We start from the raw sequence: 11,825 nt of genomic DNA on the forward strand, positions 1-11,825 counted from the left end.
TCCGCTGGTACAACGAGAAGCGGATCAAGATCTCTCTCGGCTCCCTCAGCCCGATCGAATACCGGGTGAGCCTTGGACTTGCGGCATAAACCAGTCCAAGTTTTTATCCGCACCCCCGCTGTGCCGGTTGAATTTTGACCAGGGGCTAACGCTGCCTCCGCAGGAGGTCAGCTGTGGATAACTATAGAGACGTTCCTGGTTTCTCGCTCCCTTCATTCAAGGGTTGAGTGGCCGAGGGCTTGCGCTCTTGCTCCCTGGACTTGATGCGGCCCTTGGCCTCCTTGGAACTGTGGCGGAAGCGGTAGGACTCGTTGCCGGTCTCGATGATGTGGCAGTGGTGAGTCAACCGGTCGAGCAACGCGGTGGTCATCTTGGCGTCCCCGAACACGCTGGACCATTCCGCGAAGGTCAGGTTGGTCGTGATCATCACGCTGGTGTGCTCATAGAGTTTGGACAGCAGGTGGAACAGCAAGGCACCACCGGCCTGACTGAACGGCAGGTAACCCAGCTCGTCCAGAACCACCAGGTCCATGCGCACCAGACTCATGGCAATGCGGCCTGCGCGACCTTGGGCTTTCTCCTGCTCCAGCGCGTTGACCAGATCCACCGTGGAGTAGAACCGCACCCGCTTGGCGTGCCGACTCAGCCCGGCAATGCCCAGTGCGGTGGCCAGGTGCGTCTTGCCCGTGCCAGGCCCACCGATCAGTACCGCGTTCTGCGCGTCGTCGGTGAAGGACAGATCCGAGAGTTTCTGGATCAGCGCCTTGTCCACTTGCGACACCTCGAAGTTGAACCCGGCCAAGTCCCGGTGCATGGGGAAGCGGGCCGACTTCATCTGGTGCGCAATGGAGCGCATCGCCCGGTCCGCATCTTCGGCTTGCAACAGATGCTCCACCAGCCAGCGTGAGGCATCCAGCGTTGAGTCCCCACCTTGCTCGACCAGATCCGCCCAGGCCACGGCCATGCCGTTCAACCTCAATGCCTTGAGCTGCGCGTGAACATCCCGTGTCGTATCACGCATGGCGCACCTCCTGGTCATCCAGGTGGGTGGGACGCAGCCGGTCGTATCGCGCTGTGTCGGCCTTGGGCGCCAAGGTCAATTGCAGCGCGGTCTCGGCCTGCATTGGGGTCACCGGGTTGTTCAGCCGCGCCAGCACATTGCGAACGTGCTCCACGCTGATGCTGCCGCTGGGTGCCATGCCTTCGAGCACCAGCTCTACAGCCACCAGCACTGCCTCCAAACCCGCCTGCGGAACCACGGCGAGCACCTGCGCCATGACGCGGTCTCCCTCAGGGTGGCGCAACAAGGATTGGCGCAGGCGCAGCAGCGCAGGCGGCAGATCCAGGAAGGGTGTGCCATTGCGAAGGGCGCCCGGCTTGCGCTGCACCAGCTCGATGTAGTGTTGCCAGTCAAAGACGGTCTGCCCACTGCCCGAGAGCCGGGCATGGCTGGCCACCACCGCATCCATGGCAGCCACCTCCACCCGCTCCGGATACACCCGGGTGCTCACGATGTGGCCCGCCCACTCGCACGGCACCGAGTAGCGGTTGCGGGCGGCCACCACCAGGCAGGTGCTGCTCACCCGGGCCAGGCGCTCCACGTAGCCATCAAAGAGCGTCGGCATGGACATGAGGTGGCCCCTCTCCAACTCCAGCATCTCGCCCACGGTGAACTGTCGATGGATCGGGTGCGACGTGTCGGCCCACACCGAGCGGCAACGCTCTGCCAGCCAGGCATTGAGTTCGATGAATGAGCCGAAGCGCCGGGTGCTCGCCTCGATCCAGATGCGCCGGCGGCTGTCCTGCACGTTCTTCTCCACCACCCCTTTCTCCCAACCCGAGGCCACGTTGCAGAAGTCCGGGTCGAACAGGTAGTGGCTGCACATGGCCGCAAAGCGCGCGTTGACGATGCGCCCCTTGCCCCGCTTGACCTTGTCCACCGCGGTCTTCATGTTGTCGTAGATGCCCCGCCGCGCCACTCCGCCCAGCGCCTGGAACGAGCGCGTGTGCGCATCAAACAGCATCTCGTGCCCCTGGCTGGGATATGCCACCAGCCAGAACGCTCGGCTGGCGCACAGCTTCAAATGCGCAACCTGCACGTTGTAGAACACGCCGCCCACCACCATCGCCTCATCGCTCCAGTCAAATTGGAACGCCTCGCCCAGCTCAAAGCTCAACGGCACGAAAGCCTTGGCTGGACTGCTGTCCGAGCGCGTGCGCCACGCCCGGATGAAGTCCGTGACCGCGCTGTAGCCACCCCGGTAACCCTGCGCCTGGATCTGGGAGAACAGCGCCCGTGCGGAGCGCCTGCTTTGCTTGGGCCGGTGCGCATCGGCCGCCAGCGCCTGGTGCAGCGTGCCCTCGAACGCCGCGAGCTTGCGCTCGACGGCGCGCCGCTCGTACTTCGGAGGCTCATCGCCGGGGGCCTTGAGCCATTTCTTGACCGTGTTTCGGGCCAAGCCGGTTCGCTTGGAAATCTCGCTCAGGGAGAGTTGGTCGCGCAGCTTCATGCGCCTGACCTTGCCAATCATGTCCATGGTGATCACCTAATTTCCCTGCTGAAAGTTTCAGCAGGTCAGTGGAACACCCTGGTCAATTTTCAGTCGGCACTTCGACTTCTAGAGGGGATGCGGCGGAAAACTTGGACTGGTTAAGCAGCGAGTCCGAGGTCCCTGCGGTGCTCGTTGGGGCTGCGGAATCCCAGCGAGATCTTGATCCGCGCCTGGTTGTACCAGCGGATGTAGGAGTCCACGGCCGCGACGAATTCTTCGATTGTCGTGGACATCCAATTGTTCGAGTAGAACAGTTCGGTCTTCAGACGGCCGAAGAAGCCTTCGCACGCCGCGTTGTCTGGCGAGTACCCCTTGCGCGACATCGAGCGAACCAGCTTCGCATCAGCGATCCGAGAGAGCCATCCAGGCCATCGGTAGTGGCCTCCACGATCGGAATGCACGACAGGGCGCTCGCTGCTGGCAGTGACTGTCTCGATAGCAGCGTCCAACATCGTGTTAACGAGGTCGGCGTCCGGGCGCGTGCCGATCGACCAGCTGACGACCATGCCATCGAAGCAGTCAATCATGGGTGACAGGTACACCTTGCCGGCCGGGATCTGGAACTCCGTGATGTCGGTGAGCCACTTCTCGTTGGGCGCACTCGCGCTGAAGTCGCGGTTCAGGAGGTTGTCCGGTGCCGGACTGATCTCGCCCATGTACGAGCCGTAGCGACGGCGCTTGCGCGTGACGGCGACCATGCACTCCTGCTTCATCAGACGCTGCACCACCTTCTCCGAGATGTTCACGCACTCCCTGCTCAGCGAGGCCTGCATCCGGCGATAGCCATAGCAACGGTAGTTGCGCTCGAAGATGTCGGTCATCGCGCGACGCACCTCGAGGTACTTGTCCCCGACGTCTAGCCGACCCCGATGGTAGAAGTAGGAGCTGCGTGGCAAGCCAACTTCCTGGAGCAACTCCGTCACCGTGTACGTCGATCTCAGGGCATCAACCAGCTGTGTCTTCTCCCGATTCGTCAGGAGCTGCCGGTCGATGCCCAGATCTTTTTTTAGAATTTCATTCGCCTTCTTCAGCAGGTCTTGCTCCAGCTGCAGGCGCCGGATCTCTCGTCGAAGCGCCTCGATTTGCTGTTCCAGCTCGACGCGCTGAGAGCTTGGCGGGGAATCTTTCGGGCGCTTCATAGATGCGGATGCGTCGTGACTGAGTAGCTGATTCTTCCAGTTGTACAGCGATGGCCGCGACACGCCCAGTTCTTTTGCCACCGACTCCGCGCTTCCTTGCCGCAAGCACAACGCGATGACTGCGGCCTGTTTCACTGAAGGCGTCACCACCTGCGATCGGCCAACGACGCGCGTGCGGCTCCCTGGATGCAATTCCTGGAGCCAAGCAGGAAGCACTGAGCGCGAGGGGTAGCCCAGTGCCTTGATCGTCGCCGAGAGGCAGCGGCCGTGCTCCAGATAGTGTTCGACGGCGCGCTCTTTCTGCGCCCGAGAATACTTCGGCAGGCGGACGTAGCCAGCAGGCAAGTCAAGGCGCTGCTCGTACTCCCGATGCCAGCCCTTGAGCGCGTTCTTCGTCGGATAACCAAGTTGACGAATGGTCGGCGCAACTCGTTCGCCCAGCTTGATGTAGAGCCGCACGGCTCGAAGCCGATCCTCGTATGAATACATGAACTACCCTCCAAGTAGTCCAAGATTTCGTCCGCACCTCCAGATGGTCAGTTTTCGGTCGGCGCCAACACACGGCCAGTCCGATTCGTTCGCAGGCCGCGCGATGGGCTTTATTGAATTGTCCAACGCAGTACATGCCAGCCTTCGGCTCAGCTCGCAGGTTGATGAAGGCGTATGGATGACTTCTCTCCACCGCGGCGACGTCGTGCATGTAGTCCAGCCACACCTTCAGAAACAGCTCTCCATATTCAGGAACGAACCAGTGCGCCTGCTTGAAGAAGCGGCCGTCGTGAGTGCCGCCTTTCCACCCGGCATGCTGGCTGCCCATCATCTCCGTGCGCGGAACGCGCCCGAACTTCTCTGCCAGGTAAGCGGCGCGGTTTCCGTTTGATCTCTTCCCGTTCGTCAGGCGCCAGTCATCAGGGGCAGCACCAAAGGTTGGATGATGTATTCGCACAAGCGCTGACCTTGGGTTGCTGGGATCTGTCACGACGTCGGAGACGAAGAGGTGGAAGGGCTCCGACGCTCGAAACCCTGCTCCATGCAACAACAGCGCAATGAGCACGTTCCGCCGATCCAATCGTCCATTAACCGTGAAACCAACGTTTAGGAGTTCAAGAAAGCGATCGTCGGGGAATTGCGGTGGGTCGGCGCATTCAACTCGGGGCGTCCGTGCTGCCCTCACGAGACGAGATCCTGATGGTTCAGTGGCATGGGTGAGCCAAGCGTGGCCCAGGAATGCCCGGCTTCGGCAAAACTGGAATGCTGCCTCGTCCATCAACCGGTCGTAGGCGTCACCGGCGTAGCGAGGGTTCACAACGGCTGCGCCAGGTCGAGTTGCGCCAAGCCAGTCAAACAGCCCCGTCAGCTGACTCACGATGCCGCTGCAGTCATGAGCACTCAGCGGCGACCAGCAAAGGCCACTCGGATCAAGCCTGGTCACTCGGTCAAACGTCCCCGTTCGCAGTCGCTGAGCGAAGTTTTGGAAGAGCTTGTATGTTTCACGCTCTTCCGGATTGGCTGCCAGGTAGTCGAGGAAAAGAAGAGTCGACCGAACGACCTTCTTCATCCACGCGAGGCTTCTGTCGTGGGATCTCGACAGCAGGTAGTCGAGCAGGGGGCTCAGAACGCCTGCGCTGGTCAGAACCACGGGGATCTCTGCGCAGGCGCCAGTCGAGTCCGTATAAACCTTTGCTCGAACCGCAAGGAAGGAGCTTGTCATGTCCGTTGAGCGTTCAACGGCAAGGCAGCCACTGAGTACATCCTATGCACATTGAAGGTAGAAGATGGAACGAGACGGGCACGCATTAGCATCAGAAGCTCACACCGTTCTGGCGAAAGGCGCGAATTATCCGCGACATCTATGCACGATTCGAGGGTCGAATAAGCATCGACGAGTCTTTCATCGACTTGAGCGCGATGCGTGGCGACCTGGTGGCGCGCAGTCACCAGGTGCGCGAGCGCATCCTGCAGTGGATCGGCATTCCTTGCGGGATCGGAATCGGATCGACCAAGACGCTTGCCAAGCTCGCCAACCACGTGGCCAAGACGGCGGATCGCAAGCCTGGGAGCTACCCCGCGGAGTTGTCCCGGGTTTGCAACCTCAGTGCGTTGCCACCAAGCGACCTTGATGCGGTGCTTGCAGCCACTGATCTCTGTGAAGTGTGGGGGATCGGACGGCGCATTGGTGCGCAGCTGAAGGAGGCAGGGCTGACGTCTGTGCTGGATGTGGTCCGGCTCGACCCGGCGATGGTTCGGGGCCGCTGGTCGGTGGTGCTCGAGCGCACGGTGCGCGAGTTGCAGGGGCAGTCTTGCATGCGCTTTGAGGACGTCGCGCCGGCGAAGAAGGAGATCGCCTGCACGCGCAGCTTCGGGCAGCCGGTGACGCAGCTGAAGGATCTGATCGAAGCCGTGAGTCAGTTCGCAAGCCGCGCGGCGGAGAAGTTGCGCAAGCAAGGCAGCCAGGCGGTGCAGGTGCTGGCGTTCGTGGCGGATTCAACCGGTCGATGCAACACATTCGCTGAACATCTCAGCGGGTGTGTGGAAGCCGAGCGTCTTGCGCGGCCTCTCGTTCAATTGTCGCGCGATCGCGTTGAGTTGCAGCTGTGAGTAGCCCGAGATGTCGATGCCCTTCGGCAGGTATTGCCTGAGCAGGCCATTGGTGTTCTCGTTGCTGCCGCGTTGCCAGGGGCTCTGGGGATCACAGAAGTAGACCTGGATGTCGGTGGCCATCGTGAAGCGCTTGTGACCGTGCATCTCCGTGCCTCGATCCCAGGTCAATGACTTGTAGAGCTCCTGCGGCAGCTTGCGCGCGTTCTTGATCAGCGCGTTGACGACCGACTGCGAGTCTTTGCCCTCGAGCTTGACCAGCATCACGTATCGCGTCTGTCGCTCGACCAACGTGGCGATCTGGCTGTTGCGGCTGCCGAAGACCAGATCTCCTTCCCAGTGACCAGGCACTGCCCGATCCTCGACAGATGCAGGGCGCGCGCTGATCGACACGGCATCAGCGATCTGCCCATGGATGGCCGTCTTTTGTGTGTAGGAGCGTGAGCGTCGCATGCTGCGCGTGCGCCTGAGGTGCTCCAGCAGTTCCTTCTTCAACGCGCCACGCGCTTGAATGAACAGGCTGCGGTAGATGGTCTCGTGTGACACATGAAGGCTCGGGTCGTTCGGATAAGTATGCGTGAGCCAGCCGGCGATCTGCTCCGGCGACCACAGCATTCGAAGGAGGTTCGACACGACGCCAGCAAGCGCTCGGTTCTGGACCAGCTTGCATAGCTTTGGCCGCAGGGCACGGTTCCAGGCAGCTTCGTCGGCGACGCTTGCCCGATAGCCGTCTTGCCCGGCGTTGCGCCCAATCTCGCGGCTGATGGTTGACGGCGCCCTGCCAAGTCGGGCGGCCACCGAGCGCATCGATTCACCAACGATCAGCGCACGAGAGATCTCTTCTCGCTCTGCCAGGGTCAACGCAGTGGCGCTGCGCCTGCGCTGCGGCGGTCGAATGCCACCGGTCTTTGACAAGATGTTGTGGATCGACGTGTGAGGTCGATCAAAGAGATGGCCGATCTGATGAAGAGTCCAGCCCTCCTTCCAGCGCTCCCACATCAATGCCTTCTGGCCGTCCGTGTAGTAGGTTCGCGTCCGATACTTCATCTGCAACACTCCTTCTGCCTCAGCAGTGGTTAGTGTGTTGCATCGACCGATTGAATCCGCCATCCATACCAGCCCGTTCCGGCGGCAGGACAAGCAGTACTCGCGATCGATCACGGTCCCGTTGCGCCGACCGACTGCTGACACTGCGTTGATCGTTCAGGCGGCGGTGATGGCGGTGAAGGCGGCGTTCAAACCGGGCTTCAACTACTCGAAGGCCGGGGTGATGTTGCTGGATTTGCAGGATGCATCGGTGCAACAGGCCGAGCTTGCGTTGGATGACGAGGGGCCTAATCGTAGTGCGCTGATGGCAACGCTGGATCGGCTGAATGATCGGTATGGACGAGGGGCGGTGGCGTTAGCCAGCACGGGGCAGTCCGATGGTCAGGGGGCCTGGCGGATGAAGCAGTCGATGAAGACGCCGGAATACACGACGCGGTGGGCGGATGTGCCGCGGGCGCTGGCGTAAGCGGATTATTGAGGCGCGCTAACCCCAGCGCTCTCTATATTCGCATTGCAGCGGGCCCGGTCGGTTAGAGCATTCGATCCTAGCTGCGGGGTTCGGCTCTTGACGGTCATCGAAGCGCCATACCAGCAGCCACGCTGATGACCGGTTCCAAGGTATCGAGTGCAGCTCGCTGGCACCAGCACGGCACGCTCTGGGCGCGGCTTGAGTATCCTCTCTACGCGCACGCGACCGGCCAGAAGAGGTCGGTTGAGCAATAGCTATGCATGCAAAATGAGCGCTCCGACCTACTAACTGCCGCCCAGGGGATTAACCTTCCATGCAAAAACCAAATCGAGCCGCCTATACGGCCGCTGAATTTCTAGACTGGAGTTCTACGAAAGCCTTGGTGTTATCGCCGAAGTTTCAGCGGCGCGGCGTTTGGCAGCAGGCGGCGCGGTCGTTCTTTGTCGACACGTTGCTGCGCGAAATGCCCGTACCACCCGTGTATCTCCGGATGAGCCAATCGGCGGGCAAGGACCGCGTGGTTCGCGAAGTGATTGACGGGCAGCAGCGAATCTCCGCAGTTACGGCGTACATGCGGGATGAGTTCGCCCTGTCCGGCTCGCTTGTCTCGCAGTGGAAGGGTAAAAGGTTCTCTCAGCTGTCAGTTAGCGAAAGATCCAGAATTCGCGACTACCCTTTCAGCGCTGAAGTTTTTTCGAGCCTAACTGACGCAGAAGTTCTCGAAGTTTTTTCGCGACTCAACACTTACGCCATCAAGCTGAATGCGCAAGAGCTCCGTAACGGCAAGTTTTTCGGTTTCTTCAAGCAGACCGTCTACAAGCTAGGTCTTGAGCATCTCGAATTTTGGAGATCGCACGGCATTTTCACCGAACGCAGCATTGCCCGGATGGAAGAGGCTGAGCTAGTCAGCGAACTACTCATCGCAGCGGTGGCAGGTCTGCAAGATAAGAAGAAGTCTATCGATGGCTACTACGCCAAATTCGACGAGACATTCTCCAACAGAGATGAGCTGATGGGGCGCTTTAGGGCCGTCATGTCGGAGATCGCGGAAGCATCACCTGCTCCGCTCAAGGAAACGGCATTCAGTCGTCGCCCCCTCTTCTATACACTGTTCTGCGCGGTTTACCACCGCATGTTCGGGCTACCCGGTGAAGGTAGCTTGGCAACGAAGAAGCGCGCCTTGAGTGTGAAGGAGCGGGAGAAATTGACCGCTGCGATAGTCCAGCTATCCGAAGCCATCGAGACGTTCGCCGACGATGATAAGGTCAATCTTGACGATGATCTCATTCGATTTGTTGAAGCGTCGTTAAGACAGACGGACAACATAAGGCCGAGAAGAACCAGACTCGTGACGCTGTACACATACGCCTTCGGTTGATGCCGCGGTCGACAGCCTTTTTGATCGATGAGATGGCCGCCAGCTTGGCAGAAGCCACGGGCATCGTTCAAGCGGCTGAGGGATCGAGCGTGTTCGTGTATTCACGTAGGCTGTATGTATACGAAGCAGCGTACTTGCTGGCATTCAGCGCTTGGGAAAACTTCCTCGAGCAGAGCTTTCTTCGCTTCATGTGTGGCTACGCTTCGTCTTCTGGCGCGCCGACAGCAACAACAACTTGGGGCAAGCCTTCCAATCTGACCGGCGCGATGACGACATTGCTTGGAGGCAAACCCTTCAAGCTCTGGCATAACCCACAGCACGTCGTAGGCCGTTCACAGGGGTTCTTCGTAGGGGGGGCGCACGAGCTGGTTGTGGCGTCAGCGCTTGCAGACATAGAGGACTTTGCAGCCATTCGGCATTACGTAGCTCACCGAAGCGCCGATACCGAAGTTAAGTTTCAGGCTTCGGCGCGGCGGCTCACTGGCGCGGGCATCGTCGGCGGAAGAGCCGGTAGGCTACTTCGCTCCAGCACGATTGACCCGGTCTCTGGCGATCACATGACGTGGATGGACCGCATTTGTCTGGACCTACGGCGGTACGCACTGCAGATCGCGGGCTAGCGGCATCGTTGCGGCTGCTTCAATTTCCCTCTGTCGCCCCCGTGGCTTTGAGCAAGCATTTCGCTACCGGGAATGTCTGAGATTTGCGTAGCGGACTGTTATTGGTGCGCCAGCGGTTGTTGAGCGTTTGTTCGCCGAAGCCCAAGGCGAGTTTTCATTCGCAGGTGCGATTCGACTGGACTGGATGACCGCTTCAGAGTGGTTGCGGACCATGCCGATATCTTAGATGCTGTTCGCTGCTCGATCCTGCGTGCAAAGGTGTACTTGCTAGAAGTGCCTGGCACCGAACGACCAAATCAGGCAATGCGCCAGATGGAGATATTTTTAGATAAGCATTGGCTTGACGCTAGACTGCCCAACCAAGTAGGGTTAGTACTATAGACCTAAAAAACGCTTGACGCCACGTTTGTTCGGGCCTTAACTGTGTCCCCAACTCTTTCGGAGCGATGCCATGGCTATTTTTGGTGACATTGGTACTCCTGCTTGGAGCAGGCTTGCGAAATATATCGAGTCGCGATTTGGCGAAGTCGCACCAGATGAGCAGGTGCTTACCCTGCCAGTCGCTGACAACGCAGCTTGGGACGACCGAATCGGGCCCATCGCTGCATTCGAAATGTACAAGTGGGGCGATTGGATGCCGTCCAACGCTTGGCAATACTCACCAAACTCAAGCAAAACCATCAGCGACGGCTATAGGTATTTTCTTAAAGCTGCAACTATTGCGCGTGTAGCTAAAGGCACCGCCTCGTCCGAGCTCAAACAGGCTGTACTCGTCGCGAGCGAAGATCTCGAATTTCGGCGCACTTCATATGCAGCCGCAGTACAGAGAGCGGATGATGCGTATGCGAAATATCTTTCCGGAACGCCAAAGGCCGAACAACTTTCTAAGGCAGCATACCAAGAAAAGTTTTTCTATAAAACAGAACTGGAGAACTATCTTAAGCAACTTGGAGAGGCGATGGAGACGTTCAAGACTATAGCGAATAGTCTGAAAGATCCTGATTTGGACCTACTTACAAAGGCCAACATTGCTTATGAAAACCCAAATGACCGCATTAAGTTGCCGCCGATAAAGGACGTTGTAGGGGCGCCGGAAAAATGGCGCGAGTACCTGACAAGTTATATTGACGGCAATATTAGAGATTTTTTGACGGAGACTAATTTTCAACACGATGTTATCAACGAGGAAGCGCATACATCCGAAATCTTTGAGACTCGTTGGAAGGTCAAAATAGATGTTAAGTTTTTAGGGTTTATTCGTGCTGGAGGCGCGTCTGCGGAAAAAGTTACTCGTGAAATGCAAGTCCGCGACAATGTAACAATGATCGATATTTCATTTGAAAATCTTAGAGTTTTCAACATAGAACGCGGCGCGTGGTTTAGTCAAAACATGATTGACGCATTTGCTGGGATCCTAGAAGGTGAGGCTGCCAGAACTGTCTGGGGTGTCAATGGGCAGCTTGAACTAATTCCTAAATCGCTGCTAGTAGGGCGGGGGGTTTCTTTTGCGATTTATGCGGACAGTAACTCTCTAGATTACATGTACGAGCATTTTCACGCCGACGCAGATGCAGGCTTCAGCGTTGGTTATTGGACTATCGGAGGCAGAGGTGAATACTCCTCGACCAAGGAGGCAACAAAAGTGGAGAAGCTGGAGAATCGTATTGTTTTTACGGATTTAAGTGGTCGAGCTAAAATCTTGGCTGTCTTAGCAAAGCACTACGCCTCCGTGCTGCCGGCGCTTAAGACGCCGCCATCCATGCTCGCTGCAAAATCTCTTGACACCAGCAACGCAAAGCAGGAAATTTTGAAAATTTGGGCCGATGCGGAAAAGCCGGAGAAGCGTTTAGCTTTTTTAGGGTCCAACGCTTTGAAGATTGTGCTTTCGAAGTAGATGTCAATTTAGTAGACTGCAAGTCTGCCCAAAGTCCCTTGACCGGAAGGTCGATCCGTTGTCGGTGAGCAGGCACTAAATGCGCACGCCCGGGCTGGCGAAATAGGCATGCGCGTTGCAGGAACCGC

General features: G+C 58.5%; 11 protein-coding genes. 6 read left to right on the forward strand and 5 right to left on the reverse strand.

Going from position 1 to position 11,825, the window contains the following annotated elements; translation table 11 throughout:
* Positions 1 to 89: IS3 family transposase (locus tag ACSFA0_RS14540; protein WP_435436046.1), on the forward strand; the 89-nt coding region annotated here is incomplete at its 5' end.
* 92 nt (positions 90 to 181) lie between these two features.
* Here ACSFA0_RS14540 and istB read toward each other — a convergent pair.
* The 4 genes from istB to gmtY form a co-directional block, all read right to left on the reverse strand.
* A complete protein-coding gene (gene istB, locus ACSFA0_RS14545; protein WP_435450986.1) occupies positions 182 to 1,021 on the reverse strand; it encodes an IS21-like element helper ATPase IstB in 840 nt (279 codons plus the stop codon).
* Positions 1,014 to 2,537 (reverse strand): IS21 family transposase, encoded by a 1,524-nt coding sequence (gene istA, locus ACSFA0_RS14550; RefSeq protein ID WP_435451901.1) that lies wholly within the window; start codon positions 2,535 to 2,537, stop codon positions 1,014 to 1,016. The genes istB and istA overlap by 8 nt, the downstream gene beginning before the upstream one ends.
* A gap of 113 nt (positions 2,538 to 2,650) precedes the next feature.
* On the reverse strand, positions 2,651 to 4,150 hold the full coding sequence (locus ACSFA0_RS14555) for an IS3 family transposase (RefSeq protein WP_435450987.1): 1,500 nt from the start codon (positions 4,148 to 4,150) through the stop codon (positions 2,651 to 2,653).
* Complete coding sequence (gene gmtY, locus ACSFA0_RS14560; RefSeq protein ID WP_435450988.1) at positions 4,038 to 5,402, reverse strand: gamma-mobile-trio recombinase GmtY; 1,365 nt, start codon at positions 5,400 to 5,402, stop codon at positions 4,038 to 4,040. The genes ACSFA0_RS14555 and gmtY overlap by 113 nt, the downstream gene beginning before the upstream one ends.
* Before the next feature lie 128 nt (positions 5,403 to 5,530).
* Here gmtY and ACSFA0_RS14565 point away from each other — a divergent pair, with 128 nt between their 5' ends.
* Positions 5,531 to 6,289 carry a Y-family DNA polymerase gene (locus ACSFA0_RS14565; protein WP_435451902.1) on the forward strand — a complete coding sequence of 253 codons (759 nt, stop codon included), beginning with the start codon at positions 5,531 to 5,533 and terminating at the stop codon, positions 6,287 to 6,289.
* Here the strand turns inward: ACSFA0_RS14565 and ACSFA0_RS14570 are convergent.
* The gene (locus tag ACSFA0_RS14570; protein WP_435450989.1) at positions 6,176 to 7,336 is read right to left on the reverse strand and encodes an IS30 family transposase; all 1,161 of its coding nucleotides are present in this window, start codon (positions 7,334 to 7,336) and stop codon (positions 6,176 to 6,178) included. The genes ACSFA0_RS14565 and ACSFA0_RS14570 overlap by 114 nt on opposite strands.
* Before the next feature lie 34 nt (positions 7,337 to 7,370).
* On the opposite strand from ACSFA0_RS14570, the gene ACSFA0_RS14575 reads away from it, so the two are divergent.
* The 4 genes from ACSFA0_RS14575 (at position 7,371) to ACSFA0_RS14590 (ending at position 11,697) form a co-directional block, all read left to right on the forward strand.
* Complete coding sequence (locus ACSFA0_RS14575; protein ID WP_435450990.1) at positions 7,371 to 7,802, forward strand: DUF4113 domain-containing protein; 432 nt, start codon at positions 7,371 to 7,373, stop codon at positions 7,800 to 7,802.
* Positions 7,803 to 8,118: 316 nt separating this feature from the next.
* Positions 8,119 to 9,183 carry a DUF262 domain-containing protein gene (locus tag ACSFA0_RS14580; RefSeq protein ID WP_435450991.1) on the forward strand — a complete coding sequence of 355 codons (1,065 nt, stop codon included), beginning with the start codon at positions 8,119 to 8,121 and terminating at the stop codon, positions 9,181 to 9,183.
* A 32-nt stretch (positions 9,184 to 9,215) separates the two neighbouring features.
* Complete coding sequence (locus ACSFA0_RS14585) at positions 9,216 to 9,803, forward strand: hypothetical protein (RefSeq protein WP_435450992.1); 588 nt, start codon at positions 9,216 to 9,218, stop codon at positions 9,801 to 9,803.
* A 451-nt stretch (positions 9,804 to 10,254) separates the two neighbouring features.
* A complete protein-coding gene (locus ACSFA0_RS14590; protein WP_435450993.1) occupies positions 10,255 to 11,697 on the forward strand; it encodes a hypothetical protein in 1,443 nt (480 codons plus the stop codon).
* Positions 11,698 to 11,825 lie beyond the last annotated feature (128 nt).

It is taken from the genome of Variovorax restrictus, assembly GCF_051216715.1.
Lineage (GTDB): Bacteria > Pseudomonadota > Gammaproteobacteria > Burkholderiales > Burkholderiaceae_C > Variovorax.

Coding starts and splice junctions, on each gene's coding strand:
- ACSFA0_RS14580 (WP_435450991.1), top strand. CDS start 8,119: ATGCAAAAACCAAATCGAGCCGCCTATACGGCCGCTGAATTTCTAGAC.
- ACSFA0_RS14590 (WP_435450993.1), top strand. CDS start 10,255: ATGGCTATTTTTGGTGACATTGGTACTCCTGCTTGGAGCAGGCTTGCG.
- istA (WP_435451901.1), bottom strand. CDS start 2,537: ATGGACATGATTGGCAAGGTCAGGCGCATGAAGCTGCGCGACCAACTC.
- ACSFA0_RS14585 (WP_435450992.1), top strand. CDS start 9,216: ATGGCCGCCAGCTTGGCAGAAGCCACGGGCATCGTTCAAGCGGCTGAG.
- gmtY (WP_435450988.1), bottom strand. CDS start 5,402: ATGACAAGCTCCTTCCTTGCGGTTCGAGCAAAGGTTTATACGGACTCG.
- ACSFA0_RS14570 (WP_435450989.1), bottom strand. CDS start 7,336: ATGAAGTATCGGACGCGAACCTACTACACGGACGGCCAGAAGGCATTG.
- istB (WP_435450986.1), bottom strand. CDS start 1,021: ATGCGTGATACGACACGGGATGTTCACGCGCAGCTCAAGGCATTGAGG.